Below are 23,637 nucleotides of genomic sequence, written 5' to 3' on the forward strand. Positions count from 1 at the left end.
GCATTCAAAAGGCACTAGATAATTGAACGCGCAACGCGCAAAAAAAAGCCCGCAGTGTGGGCGGGCGAAAAACCAACGAAGAGCTTTGGGGGTGTGAAGCGAGGTGACGCTCAACTACCGCGATAGGTGGAGTAGCTGTAAGGCGAAATCAGCAGTGGCACGTGGTAGTGGTCCTGTTCGGCACTGATGCCGAAGCGCAGCACCACCACGTCGAGGAACGCGGGGTCAGGCAATTGCACGCCACGGGCGCGGTAGTAATCGCCGGCGTTGAATTGCAGCTGGTAGACACCGCTGACGTAATTGTCGCCTTGCAGCAACGGTGCATCACAACGGCCGTCGCTGTTAGTCGTGGCGGTGGCGACCAGTTCCAGCTGCGCGCCTTGGACGCGGTACAGCTCGACCTTGATGTGATTGCCGGGGCAGCCGTGTGCGGCGTCCAAAACGTGTGTGGTCAAACGTCCCATGGCGTCTACGTGCCTCCTGAAGTCAGTTGAAGAGAAACCTGCACTTTTTCAGGGCATCGAAAAAGCCGGCGATGGCTGATTAAGACACTTTTTAAAAAAATTGTACACAATAAAAATCACAAACCCTGCGATCCTCCCGGCTGGCTTAATCGGCAAGGCAATTGATGGGTAATCCTTGCTTTCAAACGACCTTTTGTCCATTAGCTGACCAGTTAGGCAAGTTTCTTGCTAAGCCCTATTCACCGCACGCTGCAGAAAAAATGCAGAAATGCGGGCTTACAAAGTTCGCGATAAGTTGTATACAATCACTCATCGCTGTGACGCCACCCAGTCTTTTCACTGCCCGGCCGCCACACACACCGCTACCACGCACAAGAAGGAAGACTGCAGTGAGCGCTGACTACCCACGCGACCTGATCGGTTACGGCAGTAACCCTCCTCACCCACACTGGCCGGGCAAGGCGCGCATCGCGTTGTCTTTTGTACTGAACTACGAAGAAGGCGGCGAGCGCAATATTTTGCACGGTGACAAAGAGTCCGAAGCCTTCCTCTCGGAAATGGTCTCGGCCCAACCGCTGCAAGGCGAGCGCAACATGAGCATGGAGTCGCTGTACGAGTACGGCAGCCGTGCCGGTGTGTGGCGCATCCTCAAGTTGTTCAAAGCCTTCGATATCCCGCTGACCATCTTCGCCGTGGCCATGGCCGCCCAGCGCCACCCGGATGTGATCCGCGCGATGGTCGCTGCCGGTCACGAGATCTGCAGCCACGGCTATCGCTGGATCGACTACCAATACATGGACGAGGCCCAGGAGCGCGAGCACATGCTCGAAGCCATCCGCATCCTCACCGAACTGACCGGCGAACGCCCACTGGGCTGGTACACCGGCCGCACCGGCCCGAACACACGGCGGCTGGTGATGGAGGAAGGCGGTTTCCTCTATGACTGCGACACCTATGACGACGACCTGCCCTACTGGGAACCGAACAACCCCACCGGCAAGCCGCACCTGGTGATTCCCTACACCCTGGACACCAATGACATGCGCTTCACCCAGGTCCAGGGTTTCAACAAGGGCGACGACTTTTTCGAGTACCTCAAAGACGCCTTCGACGTGCTCTATGCCGAAGGCGCCGAAGCGCCGAAAATGCTTTCCATCGGCCTGCATTGCCGCCTGATCGGCCGCCCTGCCCGCCTGGCCGCTCTGCAGCGGTTTATCGAGTACGCCAAAAGTCACGAACAGGTGTGGTTCACTCGCCGAGTCGACATTGCCCGTCACTGGCACGCCACCCATCCGTATACGGGAGCGGCGAAATGACTGCGTTCCAAACCTTGAAGCCGGCGACCCTGAGCCGCGATGAATTCATCAACGCCTTCGCCGACATCTACGAACATTCGCCATGGGTAGCCGAGAAGGCTTTCGACCTGGGCCAGGACGCCTCGATCAATGAGATCGAAACCCTGCACCAGCGCATGAGCGACATCCTGTTGAGTGCCGATCATGCCCGCCAACTGGCGCTGATCAACGCTCACCCGGACCTGGCCGGCAAAGCCGCCGTCCAGGGCGAGTTGACCGAAGCCAGCACGAATGAACAAGCTGGCGCCGGTATTCACCAATGCTCGAGCGACGAGTTTTCGCGCTTCACCGAGCTGAACGAGGCTTACAAAGCCAAGTTCAAGTTTCCCTTCATCATGGCGGTAAAAGGCAGCAACCGGCATCAGATCCTGGCTGCGTTCGAAACGCGCATTCACAACACGGCAGACACCGAGTTCCAATGCGCGCTGGCCGAGATCAATAAAATCGCGTTGTTCCGATTACTGACCCTTTAGCAGACCTGGCCCGAGCGCTCATGACGCCCAGGGCCTGGCGAGCATCCCAAGCCACTTAACTCAAGGCAGACAAGAAGAATGAAAGCTTACGCCGTACCTTTCGAGAAGTTCGTCAACCTGGCCGACGCCCGTCTGGGCACCAAGATTCTGTCGGTGACCGATGACTGGTTCGCTGACGCCAACCGCCTGTTCCAGCCGACTCCGGCCGTGTGGAAGGAGGGCGTTTTCGATGACAACGGCAAGTGGATGGACGGCTGGGAGTCGCGCCGCAAGCGCTTTGAAGGCTACGACAGCGCGGTGATCCGCCTGGGCGTTGCGGGCTCGATCAAAGGCGTGGACATCGACACTTCATTCTTCACCGGCAACTTCCCGCCATCGGCCTCCCTGGAAGCCTGCTTCCTGGCCTCGGGCGATCCTGACGAAAACACCCAGTGGGTGGAAGTGCTCTCGGCCGTCGAGCTGCAAGGCAACAGCCACCACTACCACGAGATCAACAACGACCAGGCCTTCAGCCACCTGCGCTTCAACATCTACCCGGATGGCGGCGTGGCCCGCCTGCGTGTGTACGGTGTGCCGTTCCGCGACTGGTCGTCGGTGGGTGACAACGAGCAAGTCGACCTGGCCGCCGCCTTGAACGGCGGTCGTGCGCTGGCCTGTTCCGACGAACACTTCGGGCGCATGAGCAACATCCTCAACCCGGGCCGCGGCATCAACATGGGCGACGGCTGGGAAACCGCGCGTCGGCGTACACCGGGCAATGACTGGGTGATCGTCGCCCTGGGCCATCCGGGTGAAATCGAGAAGATCATCGTCGACACCCTGCATTTCAAGGGCAACTACCCCGACACCTGCTCGATCCAGGGCGCATTCGTGAAGGGCGGCACCGACAGCCAGATCGAAACCCAATCGCTGTTCTGGCGCGAACTGCTGCCGGCGCAGAAACTGGAGATGCACGCTGAACACACCTTCGCCGAGCAGATCAAGGCATTGGGCCCGATCACTCACATTCGTTTGAATGTGTTCCCGGATGGGGGTGTGAGCCGCCTGCGGGTTTTGGGCAAGGTTTCGAAGTAAGCGGTGATGCCATTCGCGAGCAAGCCCGCTCCCACAGGGGAATGCATTCCAAATGTGGGGGCGGGCCTGCTCGCAAAGGCGCCAGAACAAACAACACAGAATCCGGATAAGAAGACAGCCATGCGCACACTGATGATCGAACCCCTGACCAAAGAAGCCTTCGCCCCTTTCGGAGACGTTATCGAAACCGATGGCAGCGATCACTTCATGATCAACAACGGGTCGACCATGCGCTTTCATAAACTGGCGACGGTGCAAACCGCGACGCCGGAAGATAACGCCATCATCAGCATCTTCCGCGCCGACGCGCAGGACATGCCATTGACCGTGTGCATGCTGGAGAGACACCCGCTGGGCAGCCAGGCTTTTATACCGCTGCTCGGCAACCCCTTTCTGATCGTGGTCGCGCCACTTGGCGATGAACCTGTATCGGGCTTGGTCCGCGCCTTCGTTACCAACGGCAGGCAGGGCATTAATTACCATCGCGGCGTCTGGCACCACCCGGTGCTGACGATCGAAAAGCGGGATGACTTCCTGGTGGTTGATCGCAGTGGCACAGGCAATAACTGCGATGAGCATTTTTTCAAAGAGGATGAGCGTTTGATCCTCGCCCCCCACCAATAAGAGAAGGTCTGATCACTCGACAACAGAGTGACAGGCGAGAGGTAAAGACTGTGGAAGCACATTTGATGGAATGGCTGAACCTGAGCGTGCGCTGGGTTCACATGATCACCGGCGTCGCGTGGATCGGCGCTTCTTTCTACTTCGTCTGGCTGGAAAACAACCTCAATCGCGTCAACCCCAAGGACGGCCTGGCCGGCGACTTGTGGGCGATCCACGGTGGCGGTATCTACCACCTGGAGAAATACAAACTGGCCCCGCCGACCATGCCGGACAACCTGCACTGGTTCAAATGGGAAGCCTATTTCACCTGGATGTCCGGCATCGCGCTGCTGTGCGTGGTGTTTTACGCCAACCCGACCTTGTACCTGCTGGCCCCGGGCAGCAGCCTCAGCGGTCCGGAAGGTGTATTGCTGGGCCTCGGCTCACTGCTGGCTGGTTGGTTCATCTACTCCTTTCTCTGCGATTCGGCACTGGGCAAGCGCCCCGCCCTGCTCGGCCTGATCCTGTTCGTGCTGTTGATTGCCGCCGCATACGGCTTCAGCAAAGTGTTCAGCGGCCGTGGTGCGTACCTGCATGTGGGCGCCGTGATCGGCACCATCATGGTCGGTAACGTGTTCCGCATCATCATGCCCGCGCAGCGCGCACTGGTGGCGGCGATCGCGGAGAACCGCACACCCGATCCGGCGCTGCCGGCCAAGGGCCTGTTGCGTTCGCGTCACAACAACTACTTCACCTTGCCGGTGCTGTTCATCATGATCAGCAACCACTTCCCGAGCACCTATGGCAGCCAATACAACTGGCTGATCCTCGCCGGTATCGCCGTGGCGGCCGTGTTGGTGCGTCACTACTTCAACACCCGCCACAACAGCCAGAAATATGCCTGGACCTTGCCGGTTGGCGCGTTGGCGATGATTTGCCTGGCGTACGTGACTGGCCCGAAACCCGTGGCGACTGCACCGGATGTGGCCAAGGCGCCTGCCGCGATCGAATACCAGCCATTGCCGGAAACCGCCTTGGGTGGCGGCTTGAAACCTGCCGCACCGGCAGCCCCCGCAGCGCCTGCCGCTGCACCTGCGCCCGCGCAGGCATCGGTTGATTTCGACAAGGTGCATGGGGTGATTCAGGAACGCTGCGCGGTGTGCCATTCGGCCAAGCCCACCAGCCCGTTGTTCAGCACCGCACCGGCTGGGGTGATGTTCGACACCCCGGCGCAGATCCAGCAGCAGGCGGCGCGTATTCAAGCGCAGGCCGTGGCCAGCCAGATCATGCCGCTGGGCAACATCACCCAGATGACCCAGCAGGAACGGGATTTGATCGGCACCTGGATCAACCAGGGGGCGCGCACCAATTAACTGATGCACAGCGCTCCAATGTGGGAAGGGGCTTGCTCCCTCCCACAGGGGATTTGTGGTGCTTTGAAGATTGCGTTCCACCCGGCAATTGAATGCCGAACAACACAACAATAAAAAGATTCGAGGTGTTGCATGACCGAGTTAGTCGAACCGCAGATTCCCGCCGCACCCGCCATGGTGCGGCTGCCCCTCTTGCAACTGATTCTGGTAGGCCTGCAACACGTCTTGCTGATGTACGGCGGCGCCGTCGCCGTCCCCCTGATCATTGGCCAGGCCGCCGGCCTGAGCCGTGAAGAAATCGCCTTTCTGATCAACGCCGACCTGCTCGTCGCCGGTATCGCCACCCTGGTGCAGTCGTTCGGCATCGGCCCTGTAGGCATTCGCATGCCGGTGATGATGGGCGCCAGTTTCGCCGCCGTCGGCAGCATGGTCGCCATGGCCGGCATGCCGGGGATCGGCTTGCAGGGCATCTTCGGCGCGACCATCGCCGCCGGGTTCTTCGGCCTTGTCATCGCGCCGTTCATGTCGAAGGTTGTGCGCTTTTTTCCACCGTTGGTCACCGGCACCGTCATCACTGCGATCGGTCTGTCGCTGTTTCCAGTGGCGGTGAACTGGGCCGGCGGCGGCAGCGCTGCCGCCTCCTATGGCTCGCCGATTTATCTGGCGATTGCCGCGTTGGTGCTGGCGACCATCCTGCTGATCAACCGCTTCATGCGCGGCTTCTGGGTGAATATTTCGGTGCTGATCGGCATGGCCCTCGGCTACGGCCTGTGCGGCATGATCGGCATGGTCGACCTCAGCGGCCTGGCCCAGGCACCGTGGGTGCAAGTGGTGACGCCGCTGCATTTCGGCCTGCCCAAATTCGAGTTGGCGCCGATCCTGTCGATGTGCCTGGTGGTGGTGATCATCTTTGTCGAATCCACCGGCATGTTCCTCGCCCTGGGCAAGATTACCGGCCAGGACGTCACGCCGAAGATGCTGCGCCGTGGCTTGTTGTGTGATGCCGGCGCGTCGTTCTTCGCCGGGTTCTTCAACACCTTTACCCACTCCTCGTTCGCCCAGAATATCGGCCTGGTGCAAATGACCGGCGTGCGCTGCCGCTCAGTGACGATCATGGCCGGGGCCTTTCTGATTGTGCTCAGCCTGCTGCCCAAAGCCGCGTTTCTGGTGGCGTCGATTCCACCGGCGGTATTGGGGGGTGCGGCGATTGCCATGTTCGGCATGGTCGCGGCGACCGGCATCAAGATCCTGCAGGAAGCCGACATCGCCGACCGCCGCAACCAGTTGCTGGTGGCGGTGAGTATCGGCATGGGCCTGATCCCGGTGGTGCGCCCGGATTTCTTCGCGCAACTGCCGCTGTGGATGAACCCGATAACCCACAGCGGGATTGCCATGGCCACCCTCAGCGCGTTGTCGCTGAATGTACTGTTCAACATTCTCGGCGGCGCTGAACGACCTGTGGTCGCCGCTACGCATTGATTCCTGCCTGCTCTTAATAAGAACAACAAAAACCATCACGCACAGGGAACACCGCATGCACACCCTTCACCAGGGGCCGGCCACACGCCGCGCCCCATTCTTGCCCCACGCGCTCTTTTACAGCGCACTTGAGCCAAGGCTTGTGAGCCAGTATTCTCCGCGCCCGCTCGAATCGACTCAAAAAAAAACAGCCAATGTAAAAGCTGACTTAAAGGCCAACTTATCCCGGCCCCGCAGCAGCTGCCAATGTGTGCAAAAACCCTCTGAATTCGACTGCACCCGATGCAGCCGACGGGGATTTTTTGGCTTTTTAAACACCTTGGCGCAGCTCTTGCTAAAAGCATTAAAGCTGACCGAACAGACGATTTTTGCAGCGAACCAAAAGGCGCCACACCAGAGCGTCTGCGTAGAAGAAAAAACCATAAAACTTTAACTCGGGAGCAACCGAATGAAACCTATGTTCAAAGGCCTGATGCTGGCGGGATCCCTGCTGGCCGGCAGCCAGGCAGTGGCCGGTGATTTGTTGCAGTGGCAGAACAACAGCCTGACTTACCTGTGGGGCAAGAACTTCACCGTCAACCCGCAGATCCAGCAAACCGTTACCTTCGAACATGCCGATGCCTGGAAGTACGGCGACAACTTCCTGTTTGTCGACCGCATCTTTTACAACGGCAAGGAAGATGGCAACGTCGGCCCTAGCACTTACTACGGTGAGTTCAGCCCGCGCTTGTCATTCGGCAAGATTTTCGACAAGGACCTGTCATTCGGCCCGATCAAAGATGTGTTGCTGGCCTTCACTTACGAGTTCGGCGAAGGCGATAACGAGTCGTACCTGCTAGGCCCGGCTTTTGACTTGAACATTCCCGGTTTCGACTACTTCCAGTTGAACTTCTACCAACGCCAGACCGAAGGCAATCGCCCGGGTGACGGCGTATGGCAGATCACACCCGTCTGGTCGTACACCCTCCCGGTCGGCAACTCCGACGTGCTGATCGACGGCTTCATGGACTGGGTCGTGGATAACGACAAAAACGCCCGTGGCACTTACCACGCCAACCTGCACTTCAACCCACAGGTCAAATACGACCTGGGCAAGGCATTGCATTGGGGCGAGAAGCAACTGTATGTCGGTTTCGAATACGACTACTGGAAGAACAAGTACGGGATTGAAGACAGCGGCGCGTTCAAGACGAACCAGGACACCGCGAGCTTTCTGGTCAAGTACCACTTCTAAACAACATCGTAGCCAAACGGTGGGAGCGGGCTTGCGCGCTCCCACCTTCAGTTCAGCGTCAAGCCAAGGAACTTCGACAGGTCCTCGCGCTTGGCCAACGCATCTTTGCGCCCCAACTCAATCAACTCGCTGCAATACCCGGCCTCGAACAGCAAGTAACTCAACACCCCTGCCCCACTGGTCTTGGTCGCCCCAGGCCCGCGCAAGAACAGGCGCAACGCCGCCGGCAGCTCTTGCCGATGCCGCGCCGCAATTTCATCGATCGGCTGGCTCGGCGCAATGACCAACACCTCCACCGCGGCCAACTCAGGCGCGGCATGGCTGAACTGATTCAGACGCTCAAGCAGTTCGATATCACCTTCCAGGCTGTCAATGAACGTGCTGTTGAGCATGTGCCCACCGATCTGCGCCAGGGTGGGTTGCTGGCCGGTGTAAGTGCGCTGGGTCGACGGTTCATTACCCCTTGGGTTGCCACTCACCCCCACCACCAGCACGCGGTTTGCGCCCAAATGCAGCGCTGGACTGATGGGCGCCGGCTGCCGCACGGCGCCATCGCCGAAAAACTCCTGGTCGAGTTTGACCGGCGCAAACAGCAAGGGTATCGCCGAGCTGGCCAGCAGGTGCTCGATTGTCAGCTGGGTTGGCAAACCGATACGCCGATGACGCAGCCAGGCATTGATGGTGCCGCCACCTTGGTAAAAGGTCACCGCTTGCCCGGATTCGTAACCAAACGCCGTGACCGCCACCGCATGCAGTTGTTTTTGGCGGATGGCTTCGTCAATGCCCTGCAGGTTCAACCGGTCGTTGAGCAAATGCCGCAACGGCGCACTGTTGAGCAGTGCGACCGGGACTGGGGCGCCCAGGCCCAGCAGGCTGTGGATGAGGAAGCGACTGGCTTGGTGGATGACGCCTGGCCAGTCGCTGCGCAACACCAAGTGGCTGCGAAAGCCCTGCCAGAAGGCGGTGAGGCGCTGGACAGCGGCGGTGAAATCCATGGCCCCGCTGGCCAGGCTCACCGCATTGATCGCACCGGCCGAGGTGCCGACAATCACCGGGAACGGATTCGCTGCCCCCGGTGGCAACAGTTCGGCGATTGCCGCCAGTACCCCTACCTGATACGCCGCTCGCGCCCCACCGCCGGAAAGAATCAACCCTGTGACCGGTTCGGCTGGGCGCATTGCGTCACTCCATGTGGGAAAAAGGTAGCGTTATCGACGGCGCTTTTCGTACAGCTTAGCCTCACCCGGTGGCCGGCTTTTGAAGCGCCGGTGGGTCCACAGGTATTGCTCGGGGCACTCGCGTACCGACGCTTCGACCCACTGGTTGATACGCAGGCAGTCGATCTCATCGGTCTCGCCAGGGAAGTCGCTCAACGGCGGGTGGATCACCAGGCGGTAACCACTGCCATCGGCCAGGCGCTCCTGGGTAAACGGCATCACCAGCGCCTTGCCCAGGCGCGCAAACTTGCTGGTGGCGGTCACGGTAGCGGCCTGGATCCCGAACAACGGCACGAAGATACTTTGCTTGGCACCGTAGTCCTGGTCCGGCGCGTACCAGATGGCCCGGCCCGAGCGCAGCAACTTGAGCATGCCACGCACGTCGTCACGCTCGACCGCCAGGGAATCGAGGTTATGCCGTTCACGGCCACGGCGCTGGATAAAGTCGAACAGCGGGTTGCCATGCTCGCGGTACATGCCATCAATGGTGTGCTTCTGCCCGAGCAGGGCTGCGCCGATTTCCAGGGTGGTGAAATGCAGGGCCATCAGGATCACACCCTTGCCGTCCAGATGCGCCTGCTTCAGATGCTCAAGCCCCTCGACATGGGCCAGGCGTGCCAGACGCGACTTGGGCCACCACCAGCTCATGGCCATCTCAAAAAACGCGATGCCGGTGGACGCAAAGTTTGCCTTGAGCAACTGCTTGCGCGCCTTGGCGGACTTTTCCGGGAAGCACAACTCAAGGTTGCGCGCGGCGATGCGGCGGCGATCGCCGGCGACGTGGTACATGCCGGCGCCCAGTAAACGACCAATGGTCAACAGCACCCGGTAGGGCAACTGAGTGATCAGCCACAACAGGCCGAGTCCCAGCCATAACAGCCAAAAACGCGGGTGAAGAAATACAGCTCGAAAACGCGGGCGATCCATTACAGATTCCGGTAAAGACAAGGGCCGCGCATTCTACAACGGTTCGACTCGGCTTGCGGCCCGTGGATGTTCTCGTTATAAGTCTCGACACTTTTCGTGACAAGCCGCTTTTGCCGACCATGAGCCAAACCGAACCGCTAGACCAAGATCCCGTGTTCCAGCTGAAAGGCAGCATGCTCGCCATCACCGTGCTGGAGCTGGCCCGCAATGACCTCGACGCCCTCGACCGCCAACTGGCCGCCAAGGTCGCCCTGGCACCGAATTTTTTCAACAATGCCCCACTGGTGCTGGCCCTGGACAAACTCCCGGCAGGCCAAGGCGCGATTGATTTGCCCGGCCTGATGCGCGTGTGCCGCTCCCATGGCTTGCGCACCCTGGCGATTCGCGCCAGCCGTATCGAAGACATTGCCGCAGCAATCGCCATTGAACTGCCAGTACTGCCACCCTCCGGTGCCCGCGAGCGTCCGCTCGACCCGACGGAAGGTGAAGTGAAGAAAAAACCGGAAAAACCGCCGGAGCCCACGGTCAAGCCGACAAAGATCATCACCTCCCCCGTACGCGGCGGGCAGCAAATTTACGCCCAGGGCGGCGACCTCGTGGTGATTGCGCCGGTGAGTCCGGGTGCGGAACTTCTGGCCGATGGCAACATCCATGTATACGGCCCGATGCGCGGACGTGCCCTCGCCGGCATCAAGGGCGATACCAAAGCGCGGATTTTTTGCCAGCAGTTGACCGCTGAGCTAGTGTCGATCGCAGGCCAGTACAAGGTTTCAGAAGATTTGCGCCGTGATCCGCTGTGGGGAGCCGGGGTACAAGTCAGCCTGTCGGGCGATGTGTTGAACATCATCCGTCTTTAACGGATACTGCCGCATTTTCCAAGCATCTCTAGACTCTGATAGCACAGCGAAACCGGCAAGACTTGTGTAGGAATAATTAGAAGTTGGCTTTCCTTTTGGCGAACAACATATTTTTCCTACAAAGGCTGTCCGCCTGCAGCGAGTTTCAAGAGATGTTTTTCAGGGACCGAAAAGTCCTTTTTCCTTAGGGGTGAAACACCTTGGCCAAGATTCTCGTGGTTACATCCGGCAAGGGTGGTGTGGGTAAGACCACCACCAGCGCCGCTATCGGTACCGGCCTCGCTCTGCGCGGCCACAAGACAGTCATCGTCGACTTCGACGTCGGTTTGCGTAACCTCGACCTGATCATGGGCTGTGAACGCCGCGTGGTGTATGACTTCGTCAACGTAGTGAACGGCGAAGCCAACCTGCAACAGGCCCTGATCAAGGACAAGCGCCTTGAGAACCTGTACGTGCTGGCTGCCAGCCAGACCCGCGACAAAGACGCACTGACCAAAGAAGGCGTAGGCAAAGTCCTCGCCGAACTGAAAGAAACCTTCGAATACGTGGTGTGCGACTCCCCGGCCGGTATCGAAACCGGTGCTCACCTGGCGATGTACTTCGCCGATGAAGCCATCGTGGTCACCAACCCGGAAGTCTCCTCGGTACGTGACTCGGACCGCATGCTCGGCCTGCTGGCCAGCAAGTCCCAGCGCGCCGAGAAAGGCGAAGACCCGATCAAGGAACACCTGCTCCTCACCCGTTACAACCCGGAGCGCGTCAGCAACGGCGAAATGCTCGGTGTTGAAGACGTGAAGGAAATCCTCGCCGTCACCCTGCTGGGCGTGATCCCGGAATCCCAAGCCGTGCTGAAAGCCTCCAACCAGGGCGTGCCGGTGATTCTTGACGACCAGAGCGACGCCGGCCAGGCGTACAGCGATGCCGTAGATCGCTTGCTGGGCAAGACCGTGGAACATCGCTTCCTCGATGTAAAGAAGAAGGGATTCTTCGAGCGTATCTTTGGAGGCAACTAAACAATGAAATTTCTCGACTTCTTTCGCGCCAACAAAAAGCCAAGTACCGCGTCGGTAGCGAAAGAGCGTCTACAGATCATCGTGGCGCACGAACGCGGCCAACGCAGTACACCGGACTACCTGCCAGCCTTGCAGAAGGAACTGGTCGAGGTGATTCGCAAGTACGTCAATATCGGCAACGATGACGTGCACGTCGCCCTGGAAAACGACGGCAGCTGCTCGATTCTGGAACTCAATATCACCCTGCCTGATCGTTAATCGAAAAGGCGCCCGCCACGGCGGCTCGGTCACCTTGATCCCCTGGCGGGAACCGGGTGAGCGAGCCGCCGTTGGCGTTTGTTACGAGGCTGTTTAATGCCGCTGTCCAATATCCATATCCTGCATCAGGACGACGCCGTCCTGGTGGTGAACAAGCCGACCTTGCTGCTCTCGGTGCCCGGCCGCGCCGATGACAACAAGGACTGCCTGATCACCCGCCTGCAGGAAAACGGTTACCCCGAGGCCCGCATAGTCCATCGACTGGACTGGGAAACCTCAGGAATCATCCTGCTCGCACGGGACGCCGACACCCACCGCGAACTGTCCCGCCAGTTTCACGACCGCGAAACCGAAAAGGCTTACACCGCCTTGGCCTGGGGCCAGCCGACACTGGACAGCGGCAGCATCGACCTGCCCCTGCGCTACGACCCGCCGACCAAGCCACGCCATGTGGTCGACCATGAGTTCGGCAAGCACGCGCTGACCTTCTGGAAAGTGCTGGAGCGTTGCGGCGATTGGTGCCGCGTCGAGCTGACGCCGATTACCGGCCGTTCACACCAGTTGCGCGTGCATATGCTGTCGATCGGCCACCCGTTGTTGGGTGATGGCTTGTACGCCCATGAACAAGCCCTGGCCGCCTGGCCGCGCCTGTGCCTGCATGCGAGCATGTTGAGCTTTACGCACCCGCAAAGCGGCGAGCGGCTGCGCTTTGAGTGCCCGGCCCCTTTCTAAGTTGGCACTGCATTAAAAATGTGGGAGGGGGCTTGCTCCCGATTAAGGTGTATCAGCCACTGAATAGTTCGCTGATACCCCGCTATCGGGAGCAAGCCCCCTCCCACATTTGTAATGTGCACTTCTGGCCATCGAACGGTAAACTCCGCGCATTGCTGTCTGGAGCTATTTATGCGCGAAGCGTTGAATCAAGGCCTGATCGACTTCCTCAAGGCCTCCCCTACTCCTTTTCATGCCACCGCCGCCCTCGCCCAGCGCCTGGAAGCGGCCGGTTACCAGCGTCTCGACGAGCGCGAAACCTGGGCCACCGAGGCCAACGGTCGCTATTACGTGACCCGTAACGATTCCTCGATCATCGCGTTCAAGCTTGGTCGCCACTCGCCGCTGCAGGGCGGGATTCGCCTGGTCGGCGCCCACACTGACAGCCCGTGCCTGCGGGTCAAGCCCCAGCCGGAGCTGCAGCGCCAGGGTTTCTGGCAGTTGGGTGTGGAAGTCTACGGCGGTGCGCTGCTGGCCCCGTGGTTCGACCGCGACCTGTCACTGGCCGGCCGCGTGACCTTCCGCCGCGACGGCAAGGTCGAGAGCCAGTTGATCGACTTCAAGCTGCCCATCGCCATCATCCCCAACCTGGCCATTCACCTGAACCGTGAAGCCAACCAGGGTTGGGCGATCAATGCCCAGACCGAACTGCCGCCGATCCTGGCGCAATTCGCCGGTGACGAACGCGTGGACTTCCGCGCCGTGCTCACCGAGCAATTGGCGCGCGAACACGGCCTGAACGCCGACGTGGTACTCGACTACGAGTTGAGCTTCTACGACACCCAAAGTGCAGCGGTGATTGGCCTGAATGGCGACTTCATCGCCGGCGCCCGCCTGGACAACCTGCTGTCGTGCTACGCCGGCCTGCAAGCCTTGCTCACCAGCGAAACCGATGAAACCTGTGTGCTGGTGTGCAATGACCACGAAGAAGTCGGCTCCTGCTCGGCCTGCGGTGCCGACGGCCCGATGCTGGAACAGACCCTGCGCCGCCTGTTGCCGGAAGGTGATGAGTTCGTACGCACCATTCAGAAATCGCTGTTGGTGTCGGCGGACAATGCCCACGGCGTCCACCCGAACTACGCCGAGAAACACGACGCCAACCATGGCCCGAAACTGAATGCGGGCCCGGTAATCAAGGTCAACAGCAACCAGCGCTACGCCACCAACAGCGAAACCGCCGGTTTCTTCCGCCATCTGTGCATGGCTCAGGAAGTCCCGGTGCAGAGTTTCGTGGTACGCAGCGACATGGGCTGTGGCTCGACCATCGGCCCGATCACCGCCAGCCATTTGGGCGTGCGCACCGTGGACATCGGCCTGCCGACGTTTGCCATGCACTCAATCCGTGAACTGTGCGGCAGCCATGACCTGGCGCATTTGGTCAAGGTACTGGGTGCGTTCTACGCGAGCCGCGACCTGCCCTGAATTTGCAGGGCAACTCGGTCAAAAATGTGGGAGGGGGCTTGCCCCTGATAGCAGTGGGTCAGTCAACATTTTAGTGGCTGATAGACTGTCATCGGGAGCAAGCCCCCTCCCACATTGGGTTTTGTGTACAGCTCGCCTGCAAACTGACCTGCATCATCTGCACTTCTGATAATCCGACCTAGACTTGTCAGTATTCCCACTCTGACAAGGCCGTCGCCCCATGATCTCCATGTCCTCTTTCCACGCCATGCTTATCCCCATCCTGATCGGCATGATCCTGCTCGCGACCGGCTTCAACTTTCGCGACAAGCCCGTCGGCGTGTTTGGCATGTGGGTCGGTATGCTGCTGATCCTGGGAACCGTGGTTTACAAAATCCTCGCCAAACTGGCGGAATGACAAATGCACTCGCATTGGGCATAACGGCCTCGTACACTCGGTCAATTCGTCGTTTCCAAGGTTGACCGCCTCGTGTTTTCCCGTCTTCGTGCCCTGCCCTGCTGTTTCCTGATCGCCCTGCTGATGCTGCTGCCGCTCACGCCTGCCCAAGCCGTGGGCTTGCCCGGTTTGCTGGGCAGCACCAACAAGACCCAGCCCCAGGCCGACGTGCCGCTGGGGCAGTCGTTGGACGAGGTCATCAAAACCCTGGAAAACGACCGGCAGCGCACTCAGTTGCTGAGCGATTTAAAAAAGCTGCGCGAAGCCACGCAAAAGGCCCAACCCGCCGCCGAACAAGGCGTTCTCGGCTTGATCGGCGGCACCCTGGCCGGCCTTGAGGCACAGTTTTCCGGTGCCGACAGCCCGCTGGGGCGCTGGTCCGACGAAGTTGAACTGGCCAAGGATGAACTCAGCGCGCTGATGATGCCGGCCAGTGAATGGCTGCCGATCATTTTCGGCTTTGCCGTCATCCTGGCGGTCTGGAGCCTGCTGGCCGCCGCCCTGATCTGGCTCAGCCATCGCGTACGCGAGCGTTTCGGCCTGCCCGAGGAACTGCCGCAACACCCACGCACCTGGGACATGCTGCGCTTCGCCCTGCGCAAATTGGGGCCGTGGCTGATCGCCCTGGTCATCACGGTTTACCTGAGCTATGTGCTGCCCTCGTCCCTGGGCAAATCCCTGGCGATGGTATTGGCCTATGCGTTGGTGGTCGGCACCTGTTTCTCGGCGATCTGCGTGATTGCCTTCTCCGTACTCGACGGCCCGCACCGCCACCGTGCGCTCTACATCCTGCGTCGCCAGGCCTTCCGCCCGCTGTGGCTGATCGGCAGTTTCGCCGCCTTCGGTGAAGCGCTGAGCGACCCGCGAATGATGCAGGCCCTGGGTCAGCACCTGGCCCACACGGCCGCGACCGTCGCCAATGTGATGGCGGCATTGTCCACCGGCGTGTTTATCCTGCGCTTCCGCCGGCCGATCGCCCACCTGATCCGCAACCAACCGCTGTCCCGGCGCCTCACACGTCGCGCCCTCACCGATACGCTCTCGATTATCGGCAGCTTCTGGTATTTACCGGCGCTGTTGCTGGTGGGCATCTCGCTGTTTGCCACCTTCCTGTCCGCTGGCGACACCAGCACCGCCCTGCGTCAATCGTTGCTATGCACGGTGTTGCTGGTGTTGTGCATGGTGATCAACGGCCTGGTGCGCCGTCATGCGCTCAAGCCGCTACGCGGGCACAAGCGTCACGCGCTGTACTCCGAGCGCCTGAAAAGCTTCGTGTACACCCTGGCTCATTTGGTCGTGTGGCTGGCGTTTATCGAGCTGGGCTTGCGCGTCTGGGGCCTGTCGCTGATTCGTTTTACCGAAGGTGACGGCCATGAAATCAGCGTCAAGCTGTTCGGCCTCGGCGGCACGCTGCTGTTTGCCTGGTTGATCTGGATCCTCAGCGACACCGCGATCCACCACGCCCTCACGCGTTCGCGCAAAGGCCTGGCCAACGCGCGCGCGCAGACCATGATGCCGCTGATCCGCAACGTGCTGTTCGTGACCATCTTTATCATCGCCGCGATCGTCGCCCTGGCGAACATGGGCATGAACGTCACGCCACTGCTGGCCGGTGCCGGTGTGATCGGCCTGGCCATCGGTTTTGGTGCGCAATCGCTGGTGGCGGACCTGATTACCGGCCTGTTCATCATCATCGAAGACTCCCTGGCCATCGATGACTACGTGGACGTCGGCGGCCACCTCGGCACCGTCGAGGGCCTGACCATTCGTACCGTGCGCCTGCGGGACATCGACGGCATCGTGCACACCATTCCGTTCAGCGAAATCAAGAGCATCAAGAACTACTCGCGGGAGTTCGGCTACGCGATCTTCCGGGTGGCGATCCCCTACAACATGGAAATCGATGACGCCATCAAGTTGATGCGCGACGTCGGCCAGAAAATGCGCAACGACCCACTGCAACGCCGCAACATCTGGTCGCCGCTGGAGATTCAGGGCGTGGAAAGCTTTGAGTCCGGCAGTGCGATCCTGCGCGCGCGCTTTAAAACCGCGCCGATCAAGCAGTGGGAAGTGTCGCGGGCGTTCAACCTGTCGCTCAAGCGCCATCTGGATGAGGCCGGGCTGGATCTGGCCACGCCACGCTTGAGTGTGCAGGTGGTGACCGCCGGCAGCGTGCAGGAGAAAGATCAACAACAATAAACTCAGGAGAGGTCGTTATGCGTTTGAATGGTCTGACACACCGATGGGTTCTCGGCGTACTGTGCGGGGTCGCCAGCAGCGCGGTCATTGCCGCCACCAGTGGCCAGGACAGCGCCCGCGAGGAAATCGCCAGCCAGGCCAAGGCGCTGGAGCCGAGCCTGCTGGAAACCCGCCGCGATATCCACGCTCACCCCGAATTGGGCAATACCGAAACACGCACCGCCGAGTTGGTTGCCAAACAACTTCGCGACCTCGGCCTTGAGGTGAAAACCGGCGTGGCCCGCACCGGTGTCGTCGCCATCTTGAAGGGTGGCCTGCCCGGCCCCACCGTCGCCCTGCGCGCCGACATGGATGCGCTGCCGGTCAAGGAAGTCGCCGACCTGCCTTTCGCTTCCAAGGCCAAAGGCACCTACTTGGGCAAAGAGGTCGACGTGATGCACGCCTGCGGCCACGACGCCCACACCGCGATCCTGCTCAGCACAGCGAAAATCCTGACCGGCATGCGCGACCGCCTGCCCGGCACCGTGGTGTTTTATTTCCAGCCGGCCGAAGAAGGCCCGAGTGACTTTATCCCCGACGGCAAGAACACCTGGGGCGCGAAAATGATGGTGCAGGAAGGCGTGATGAAGGCACCCAAGCCGGATGCGGTGTTCGGCCTGCATGTCTGGGCCGGCGTACCGGCCGGACAAATCGCTTACCGCCCGGGCCCGACCCTGGCCAGTTCCGATGACCTGCGCATCAAGATCCTCGGCAAACAGACCCACGCCGGCCGCCCCTGGGACGGCATCGACCCGATCACCGTCGGCGCGCAGACCATTGTTGGCCTGCAAACCGTGGTCAGCCGGCGTACCGACATCTCGTCATTTCCGTCGGTGGTGAGCATTGGCACCATCAACGGCGGCACGCGCTATAACATCATCCCCGAGTCGCTCGACATGAGCGGCACCATTCGCTCCTACGATTACGGCATTCGCCAGAAGCTGCACGCGGATGTGCGTCAGACCGTGGAAAAAATCGCCGAGAGTGGCGGCGCCAAGGCCGAAGTCACCATCATCGAGAAGTACGACCCCACCATCAACAACCCGGCGCTGACCGAGAAAATGCTGCCAAGCCTGCGCTGGGCGGCCAACGATGATGTGGTGCAAGGGCCGCTGGTGGGCGGCGCCGAGGACTTCTCGTTTTACGCCAAGGAAGCGCCGGGGCTGTTTGTGTTTCTGGGCGTGACGCCGAGGGACCAGGACATGAGCAAAGCGCCACCGAACCATAATCCGGGGTTCTTTGTGGACGAGTCGGCGTTGGTGGTGGGAGTGCGGACACTGGCGTCGTTGGCCACGGATTATCTGTATACCAACACGCAGCCGTAATGCTTTATGTGGGAGCGGGCTTGCTCGCGAAGGCGTTGGATCAGTCAATACTTGCGTTAACTGACACACCGCATTCGCGAGCAAGCCCGCTCCCACACAAGCCCGCTCCGACCGTGTGTCAGCCAGCCAGCGCAGCGCCATCCATCTTCTGGCGCAGGCTCAGGGGGCGCATATCGGTCCAGACTTCTTCGATGTAAGCCAGGCACTCTTGCTTCATGCCGCTCTTGCCCACGGTGCGCCAGCCTTCCGGTACGACCTTGTAGTCGGGCCAGATGGAATACTGTTCTTCGTGGTTGACCACTACCTGAAACAGGATGTCGTCGCGGTCAAATACTGAGGTCATTGCTGTTCTCCATCGCTAACAAGGCTCGCTGCGCACCATGCGCAGCACTGATATCTGTAGAAACGTACCGGGCTTGCGAAAAATTAGAGGCTGGCGACCGCTGCCGCCAAGGCGCGACCGAAGATCTCGGCAACCCGGTCGACCTCGGCGGCGGTAATCACCAGCGGTGGCAGGAAGCGCACCACACAGCCATGCCGACCGCCCAACTCCAGGATCAAGCCACGCTTGAGGCATTCACGCTGCACCAGCGGGGCCAGTTGGCGATGCACCGGCGGGTGTCCCTGGATATCCAGGCTGCCGTTCGGGTCCACCAGTTCCACCCCCAGCATCAACCCGCGACCACGAATATCCCCCAGATACGCGAAATCCCGCTGCAGGATGCGCAGGTGTTCGCCAAGGCGCTCACCCATGGCGGCCGCATGACCGGCCACGTCGTGCGTCTTGAGGTAACGCATCACCGCCGAGCCCGCCGCCATCGCCATCTGATTGCCACGGAAGGTCCCGGCATGCGCGCCCGGTAGCCAGGTGTCGAGCCAGTCGCGATACACCACCACGGCCAGCGGCAAGCTACCGCCGATGGCCTTGGACATCACCACCACATCCGGGATGATGCCGGCATGCTCGAAGGCAAACATCTTGCCGGTACGGCCGAAACCGCTCTGGATTTCATCAACAATCAATGCCACGCCCGCCTGCTCGGTGATGCGGCGCAAGCCCCGCAGCCAATCAAGATCGGCCGGAATCACCCCGCCCTCACCCTGCACCACCTCGACAATCACCGCCGCCGGCAACAACACCCCGGCTTCCGGGTCGTTCAGCAGATTTTCCAGGTAATGCAGATTGACCCGCACGCCTTCCGCGCCACCCAGGCCGAAGGGGCAGCGGTAGTCATAGGGGAAAGGCAGAAACTGCACGCCATTACCGAGCAAGGCGCCCAACGGCTTTTTCGGCCCCAGGCTGCCCATCAGGCTGAGTGCGCCCTGGCTCATGCCGTGATAACCGCCCTGGAATGACAGCACCGTGCTACGACCGGTGGCCGTGCGCACCAGCTTCAACGCGGCTTCCACTGCGTCGGTGCCGGTGGGGCCGCAGAACTGAATTTTCGCTTCTTGCGCAAGCGCTGCAGGCAACAGGCCGAACAGGTCCTGCACGAACTGGTCCTTGACCGGCGTCGTCAGGTCGAGGGTGTGCAGCGGGAGCTCGTCGCTGAGGACCTGCTGGATGGCTGCGATCACCACCGGGTGGTTATGGCCCAACGCCAAGGTGCCCGCACCCGCCAGGCAGTCGATGAAACTGCGGCCTTCCACGTCTTCCACGTAGATCCCCTTGGCACGCTTGAGAGCCAGGGGGATACGCCGTGGGTAGCTGCGGGCGTTGGATTCCTGCTGGCGTTGGCGGGCCAACAGTGGGGTTTCGTCGAATTGGTAGAGCGTTTCCGCGGGTGCCGGGTTGGCATACACCGGGGCGTCTTCGATACGGCTGGTAGCGACTGACATCTCTCGATCCCTCAATACGCGGGTGGGGTGACCAAACTGCCGATCCGTGATGCGCACGGATTTCATGTTCTGGAGACGCACCAGCGCTGAGTGGATTTAGGCTTGTTATGGTTTTTGAGCGGATTCGCGAGCAAGCCCGCTGCCACCCTTGGATCTCAGTGCATCAGGTCGATGGGCTGCGCCGAGCACTCAAGCTCACGCCGCCCGGTACCGCTCATTCAACGCATACAAAATCGCACACGTTTCGCCATCCAGAACCCCACCATAATTGCGGCTTCGAAAGTGCATCTGAAACGCCCGCGTTCTCAACTCAAAGGCCCGGCGATTCTCAGCCGGCTTATAGCCATACCGCTGAAACGCCCGCTCCACCTCTACTTCCGGCGGCAGCCCCAACGAAAACCGCCGTTGATACAGCCCCCGCGTCGACTCATCAAACCAGGCCCCGATCCCGGCCTCGAACAAACACCGCCAAGGCAACCGAGGCCCCGGATCACTCTTGCGCCAATACGCCACATCCGAATGCCCAAGTACGTCAGTCGGCCCAACCTGCGGGTATCGCGCGAGTAGGTCGCGCATCAACGCAACCAACACGTCAACCTGCTCCTCACCGTAAGCAGGAAAGGTAAATACGCCGCCATCATCGCGCGCCACGTTGACTATCTCGATGCCAATGGAGCGGCTATTGAGGTTACCCCGCCCAGCCCAATGGCTCACTCCGGCATGCCAGGCGCGCTGGTCCTCAGGCACCAGGCGAAACGCACGTAATTCGCCATAGCCGAGCGCCCGGTAGCCGCTGTCATCCGCGTCCGGCACCAGGTAGTGAGCACTGACGCCATCCTGGGTGAGGGTACGCAGGGACGAGGCAAAGGGCGCCGCCGTGTAATGCAGGATCACTTGGCGCACGGGTTCACCGTTGCGTTGATTGAAATCCCTGGCTGGGAAACTGCTGTCGATCACCAACATAAGAACCGTCCTTTTCAGTACAGGCCGAGTCATTCGGCCCGTTCAAGCGCAAAAACATTACCGCCATCCTGAAGGGATGAATGCCAGCAGGGGCGGTAACTATTTTTGGCACTTGAAAAGAACTGATCAGCGCCGCAATGGCATGCCCAGATCGACCCGCAAACCATCCGGTTGGCTGTCGAACGTCAAGGAGCAAGAGCAGCGTTGCACGATTGCCTGAACAATCGCCAACCCCAGGCCACAGCCCTCGCTGCTGCCATTGCGCCAGAAGCGCTGGGTCAGGTATTGCAGGTCTTCGCTGGAGATTTGCTTGCCATGGTCACGCACGCGAAACACTACCGTGTCGGCCGTGGCGAACACATTCAACTCCACACGGGTGTCGTGCGGGGTATGGCGCAAAGCGTTATCCAACAGATTGCGCAGGGCCGCGACGGCCAGGGCCACCGGCATTTCCACCGGCGTTTGCGTGAGGTTCTGCGCGAGGAGCAGATCGATGCGCCGGTTGTCGCCAGCGTTCGCATCCTGGATCGCCAGCCGCGCGACTTGCTCAGCACTCGATTGCAGGCCGTCGTCGAACGACAGGCTGCCCTCCACCCTCGCCAACAGCAGCAATTGCTCCAACGTACGATGCAGGCGGTCGGCGCCTTCTTCGGCATGCGCCAGGGACTGGTCGCGCGCCGCACCTTCGGTCATGCGCGCCACTTGCAGGTGGGTCTTGATCGCCGTCAGCGGGCTGCGCAGTTCGTGGGCGGCGTCGCCGGTGAGGCGGCGCTCACGTTCGATGGTCTTGGCGATACGCTGCAACAGTTGGTTCTGGGTATCGAGCAGCGGTTTCAACTCGCTGGGCAACGGATGAATCTGCAGCGGTTCGAGGGAGTCCGCGCTGCGGCGCATCAATGCATCGCGCATGCGGTTGAGCGGCAACAGGCTCTGGCCGATGCCCAGCCACAGCAAGCACAGGCAGCCCAACAGGGCGACACCCACCGGCACCGAAGCCGCCAGCAATATCGACAGGTTCAACGCCTCGCGCTCCACCTGGCGGTCGGCGGTGGTGATCAGCAAGTCGCCCCGAGACAAGGTGAAACTGCGCCAGCTTACGCCGTCGATCACCTGATCGCGAAAGCCACTCCTGCGCGACTCCAGGCCTTCATCCGGGGTCATGTGGCTGCGTGCGAGGATTTCCCCGCGCACGGAGCTGACCTGGCAAGCCATGCCGCCCGGCACATTCAGTTGCTCGGTGCGCAAACGCGTGCCCGCGCTCACACTGGCCAGGCCGGGCATTTGCTCGGTCAACCCTGCCACCATGCGCGCCGACGCCACCAAACGCTGGTCGAGGGAAAACATCATCTGGTTGCGCAGATCGTTGAGCATCCAGGCCGCCGCCAGCACCCAGATCAGCACAAAAGCAGCGCCCAGCTTGAACGTCAGGCGCAGGCGCAGGCTCATCACGAAGCGTGGTCTCCTTCGTCAGCCGCACCACCATCAGCCGTACCCAGGCGATAACCCAGGCCACGCACGGTCTCGACGATGCCGTTGCCCAATTTGCGTCGCAGGTGGTGGATGTGCACGTTGAGGGCGTTACTTTCCAGTTCGTCGTTGAACCCGTAGACACTGTCCTTGAGCTGTTCGCTGGAGAGCACCCGGCCTTTGTTATGCAGCAGGGCCTGCAACAGGGCTTGCTCCCGACGGGAAAGGTCTACCGGCTGGCCGGCCAGGAAGGTTTCGCGACTGCTGGGGTCGTAGGCCAGATGGCCGTGTTCGATCAGGTTGACCCGGCGCCCGGCAACCCGCCGCAACAGGGTTTGCAGGCGTGCGGCCAGTTCGCGCAGGTCAAAGGGTTTAAGCAGGTAATCGTCGGCACCGGCCTGCAAGCCATCGACACGGTTGGTCACCGAATCGCGCGCCGTGAGGATCAGCACCGGAATTTCCAGGCCCTGGCTGCGCTGTTGCTGCAGCAGCTTGAGGCCGTCTTCGTCGGGCAAGCCGAGGTCGAGCACCATGATGTCGAACGTGGCTGCCTTGAGCATCGCGCGTGCGGCCGCGGCCGTGGCCACGCGCTCGACGGTAAAGCCCTGGGCGCCGAGCCCGGCCACGATGCCGCTGGCGATCAGTTCGTCGTCTTCACAGACCAGTACGTGCATGGTTAACCCTTCATGAATGATGGGGGGATTAAAGATCCAGCGGATTAAGTGCCGATTATGCCGTGAAAAGAGGCGCGCTCAGCGCCGCCCTTCACTTTAGAATAGCGCCCGGTTAATCATCGGTTAATCAACACCACACATTGTGTGCCTAACTTGCATCGAACTAAGGCTTGAC

Annotated in this window: 24 protein-coding genes; 16 read left to right on the top strand and 8 right to left on the bottom strand. The window is 60.7% G+C overall.

Annotated features, from left to right (window positions below; genetic code table 11):
* Positions 1-110: 110 nt before the first annotated feature.
* On the bottom strand, positions 111-464 hold the full coding sequence (uraH, locus tag CPH89_RS00960) for a hydroxyisourate hydrolase (protein ID WP_053257240.1): 354 nt from the start codon (positions 462-464) through the stop codon (positions 111-113).
* Between the two features lie 389 nt (positions 465-853).
* Between uraH and puuE the strand changes: the two genes are divergently transcribed.
* The 8 genes from puuE (at position 854) to CPH89_RS00995 (ending at position 8,055) form a co-directional block, all read left to right on the top strand.
* Positions 854-1,780, top strand: a complete 927-nt coding sequence (gene puuE / locus CPH89_RS00965; protein ID WP_053257241.1) for an allantoinase PuuE — start codon at positions 854-856, stop codon at positions 1,778-1,780.
* Positions 1,777-2,292, top strand: a complete 516-nt coding sequence (gene uraD, locus CPH89_RS00970) for a 2-oxo-4-hydroxy-4-carboxy-5-ureidoimidazoline decarboxylase (RefSeq protein WP_053257242.1) — start codon at positions 1,777-1,779, stop codon at positions 2,290-2,292. The genes puuE and uraD overlap by 4 nt, the downstream gene beginning before the upstream one ends.
* 78 nt (positions 2,293-2,370) lie before the next feature.
* Complete coding sequence (gene alc / locus CPH89_RS00975) at positions 2,371-3,366, top strand: allantoicase (protein WP_053257243.1); 996 nt, start codon at positions 2,371-2,373, stop codon at positions 3,364-3,366.
* Between the two features lie 120 nt (positions 3,367-3,486).
* Complete coding sequence (locus CPH89_RS00980; protein WP_017479983.1) at positions 3,487-3,990, top strand: ureidoglycolate lyase; 504 nt, start codon at positions 3,487-3,489, stop codon at positions 3,988-3,990.
* Positions 3,991-4,040: 50 nt separating this feature from the next.
* Positions 4,041-5,342: a urate hydroxylase PuuD gene (locus tag CPH89_RS00985; protein WP_053257244.1), complete on the top strand. Its 1,302-nt coding sequence runs from the start codon at positions 4,041-4,043 to the stop codon at positions 5,340-5,342.
* A gap of 132 nt (positions 5,343-5,474) precedes the next feature.
* The gene (locus CPH89_RS00990; protein ID WP_053257245.1) at positions 5,475-6,821 is read left to right on the top strand and encodes a nucleobase:cation symporter-2 family protein; all 1,347 of its coding nucleotides are present in this window, start codon (positions 5,475-5,477) and stop codon (positions 6,819-6,821) included.
* Positions 6,822-6,876: 55 nt separating this feature from the next.
* Positions 6,877-7,254, top strand: a complete 378-nt coding sequence (locus CPH89_RS30050) for a hypothetical protein (RefSeq protein ID WP_139372142.1) — start codon at positions 6,877-6,879, stop codon at positions 7,252-7,254.
* Between the two features lie 15 nt (positions 7,255-7,269).
* Positions 7,270-8,055, top strand: a complete 786-nt coding sequence (locus CPH89_RS00995; RefSeq protein WP_053257246.1) for an outer membrane protein OmpK — start codon at positions 7,270-7,272, stop codon at positions 8,053-8,055.
* Between the two features lie 47 nt (positions 8,056-8,102).
* Here the strand turns inward: CPH89_RS00995 and CPH89_RS01000 are convergent, their stop codons facing one another.
* Both CPH89_RS01000 and CPH89_RS01005 read right to left on the bottom strand, forming a co-directional pair.
* Complete coding sequence (locus CPH89_RS01000) at positions 8,103-9,233, bottom strand: patatin-like phospholipase family protein (protein WP_053257247.1); 1,131 nt, start codon at positions 9,231-9,233, stop codon at positions 8,103-8,105.
* Between the two features lie 30 nt (positions 9,234-9,263).
* Complete coding sequence (locus tag CPH89_RS01005; RefSeq protein WP_053257248.1) at positions 9,264-10,199, bottom strand: lipid A biosynthesis lauroyl acyltransferase; 936 nt, start codon at positions 10,197-10,199, stop codon at positions 9,264-9,266.
* 119 nt (positions 10,200-10,318) lie between these two features.
* On the opposite strand from CPH89_RS01005, the gene minC reads away from it, so the two are divergent.
* The 8 genes from minC to CPH89_RS01040 all read left to right on the top strand — a co-directional run bounded on the left by minC (position 10,319) and on the right by CPH89_RS01040 (position 18,519).
* Positions 10,319-11,056, top strand: coding sequence for a septum site-determining protein MinC (gene minC, locus CPH89_RS01010; RefSeq protein ID WP_053257249.1), 738 nt, complete (start codon positions 10,319-10,321; stop codon positions 11,054-11,056).
* Positions 11,057-11,256: 200 nt separating this feature from the next.
* Positions 11,257-12,069 carry a septum site-determining protein MinD gene (minD, locus tag CPH89_RS01015; protein WP_003209098.1) on the top strand — a complete coding sequence of 271 codons (813 nt, stop codon included), beginning with the start codon at positions 11,257-11,259 and terminating at the stop codon, positions 12,067-12,069.
* 3 nt (positions 12,070-12,072) lie between these two features.
* The gene (gene minE / locus CPH89_RS01020) at positions 12,073-12,327 is read left to right on the top strand and encodes a cell division topological specificity factor MinE (RefSeq protein WP_003175252.1); all 255 of its coding nucleotides are present in this window, start codon (positions 12,073-12,075) and stop codon (positions 12,325-12,327) included.
* A gap of 96 nt (positions 12,328-12,423) precedes the next feature.
* Positions 12,424-13,059: an RluA family pseudouridine synthase gene (locus CPH89_RS01025; protein ID WP_053257250.1), complete on the top strand. Its 636-nt coding sequence runs from the start codon at positions 12,424-12,426 to the stop codon at positions 13,057-13,059.
* Between the two features lie 171 nt (positions 13,060-13,230).
* A complete protein-coding gene (locus CPH89_RS01030; protein WP_053257251.1) occupies positions 13,231-14,520 on the top strand; it encodes a M18 family aminopeptidase in 1,290 nt (429 codons plus the stop codon).
* A gap of 229 nt (positions 14,521-14,749) precedes the next feature.
* Complete coding sequence (locus tag CPH89_RS30330; RefSeq protein WP_162232027.1) at positions 14,750-14,917, top strand: hypothetical protein; 168 nt, start codon at positions 14,750-14,752, stop codon at positions 14,915-14,917.
* Positions 14,918-14,989: 72 nt separating this feature from the next.
* A complete protein-coding gene (locus tag CPH89_RS01035) occupies positions 14,990-17,155 on the top strand; it encodes a mechanosensitive ion channel family protein (RefSeq protein ID WP_053257252.1) in 2,166 nt (721 codons plus the stop codon).
* A 17-nt stretch (positions 17,156-17,172) separates the two neighbouring features.
* Positions 17,173-18,519 carry an amidohydrolase gene (locus CPH89_RS01040; protein WP_053257253.1) on the top strand — a complete coding sequence of 449 codons (1,347 nt, stop codon included), beginning with the start codon at positions 17,173-17,175 and terminating at the stop codon, positions 18,517-18,519.
* Positions 18,520-18,637: 118 nt separating this feature from the next.
* Here CPH89_RS01040 and CPH89_RS01045 read toward each other — a convergent pair whose 3' ends face one another.
* From CPH89_RS01045 to CPH89_RS01065, 5 genes are all read right to left on the bottom strand, one after another.
* Entirely contained in the window at positions 18,638-18,862 is a 225-nt protein-coding gene (locus CPH89_RS01045) for an MbtH family protein (RefSeq protein ID WP_053257254.1), read from the bottom strand.
* Positions 18,863-18,945: 83 nt separating this feature from the next.
* Complete coding sequence (locus CPH89_RS01050) at positions 18,946-20,358, bottom strand: aspartate aminotransferase family protein (protein WP_053257255.1); 1,413 nt, start codon at positions 20,356-20,358, stop codon at positions 18,946-18,948.
* 195 nt (positions 20,359-20,553) lie between these two features.
* The gene (locus tag CPH89_RS01055) at positions 20,554-21,321 is read right to left on the bottom strand and encodes an N-acetylmuramoyl-L-alanine amidase (protein ID WP_053257256.1); all 768 of its coding nucleotides are present in this window, start codon (positions 21,319-21,321) and stop codon (positions 20,554-20,556) included.
* 126 nt (positions 21,322-21,447) lie between these two features.
* Entirely contained in the window at positions 21,448-22,767 is a 1,320-nt protein-coding gene (locus CPH89_RS01060; protein ID WP_053257257.1) for an ATP-binding protein, read from the bottom strand.
* Positions 22,767-23,462 (bottom strand): response regulator, encoded by a 696-nt coding sequence (locus CPH89_RS01065; protein WP_053257258.1) that lies wholly within the window; start codon positions 23,460-23,462, stop codon positions 22,767-22,769. Before CPH89_RS01065 ends, CPH89_RS01060 begins: the two co-directional genes overlap by 1 nt.
* Positions 23,463-23,637: the final 175 nt, after the last annotated feature.

Source organism: Pseudomonas fluorescens (assembly GCF_900215245.1).
Lineage (GTDB): Bacteria > Pseudomonadota > Gammaproteobacteria > Pseudomonadales > Pseudomonadaceae > Aquipseudomonas > Aquipseudomonas fluorescens.

Excerpts from the sequence above, each read along its gene's own strand:
- CPH89_RS01030 (WP_053257251.1), top strand. The coding sequence starts at position 13,231 with ATGCGCGAAGCGTTGAATCAAGGCCTGATCGACTTCCTCAAGGCCTCC.
- uraD (WP_053257242.1), top strand. The coding sequence starts at position 1,777 with ATGACTGCGTTCCAAACCTTGAAGCCGGCGACCCTGAGCCGCGATGAA.
- CPH89_RS01005 (WP_053257248.1), bottom strand. The coding sequence starts at position 10,199 with ATGGATCGCCCGCGTTTTCGAGCTGTATTTCTTCACCCGCGTTTTTGG.
- CPH89_RS01050 (WP_053257255.1), bottom strand. The coding sequence starts at position 20,358 with ATGTCAGTCGCTACCAGCCGTATCGAAGACGCCCCGGTGTATGCCAAC.
- CPH89_RS00990 (WP_053257245.1), top strand. The coding sequence starts at position 5,475 with ATGACCGAGTTAGTCGAACCGCAGATTCCCGCCGCACCCGCCATGGTG.
- CPH89_RS00980 (WP_017479983.1), top strand. The coding sequence starts at position 3,487 with ATGCGCACACTGATGATCGAACCCCTGACCAAAGAAGCCTTCGCCCCT.
- CPH89_RS01000 (WP_053257247.1), bottom strand. The coding sequence starts at position 9,233 with ATGCGCCCAGCCGAACCGGTCACAGGGTTGATTCTTTCCGGCGGTGGG.
- CPH89_RS30330 (WP_162232027.1), top strand. The coding sequence starts at position 14,750 with ATGTCCTCTTTCCACGCCATGCTTATCCCCATCCTGATCGGCATGATC.
- CPH89_RS01060 (WP_053257257.1), bottom strand. The coding sequence starts at position 22,767 with ATGAGCCTGCGCCTGCGCCTGACGTTCAAGCTGGGCGCTGCTTTTGTG.
- uraH (WP_053257240.1), bottom strand. The coding sequence starts at position 464 with ATGGGACGTTTGACCACACACGTTTTGGACGCCGCACACGGCTGCCCC.
- CPH89_RS01025 (WP_053257250.1), top strand. The coding sequence starts at position 12,424 with ATGCCGCTGTCCAATATCCATATCCTGCATCAGGACGACGCCGTCCTG.
- minE (WP_003175252.1), top strand. The coding sequence starts at position 12,073 with ATGAAATTTCTCGACTTCTTTCGCGCCAACAAAAAGCCAAGTACCGCG.
- CPH89_RS01055 (WP_053257256.1), bottom strand. The coding sequence starts at position 21,321 with ATGTTGGTGATCGACAGCAGTTTCCCAGCCAGGGATTTCAATCAACGC.
- CPH89_RS30050 (WP_139372142.1), top strand. The coding sequence starts at position 6,877 with ATGCACACCCTTCACCAGGGGCCGGCCACACGCCGCGCCCCATTCTTG.
- CPH89_RS01040 (WP_053257253.1), top strand. The coding sequence starts at position 17,173 with ATGCGTTTGAATGGTCTGACACACCGATGGGTTCTCGGCGTACTGTGC.
- CPH89_RS01065 (WP_053257258.1), bottom strand. The coding sequence starts at position 23,462 with ATGCACGTACTGGTCTGTGAAGACGACGAACTGATCGCCAGCGGCATC.
- CPH89_RS01045 (WP_053257254.1), bottom strand. The coding sequence starts at position 18,862 with ATGACCTCAGTATTTGACCGCGACGACATCCTGTTTCAGGTAGTGGTC.
- alc (WP_053257243.1), top strand. The coding sequence starts at position 2,371 with ATGAAAGCTTACGCCGTACCTTTCGAGAAGTTCGTCAACCTGGCCGAC.
- CPH89_RS00995 (WP_053257246.1), top strand. The coding sequence starts at position 7,270 with ATGAAACCTATGTTCAAAGGCCTGATGCTGGCGGGATCCCTGCTGGCC.
- minC (WP_053257249.1), top strand. The coding sequence starts at position 10,319 with ATGAGCCAAACCGAACCGCTAGACCAAGATCCCGTGTTCCAGCTGAAA.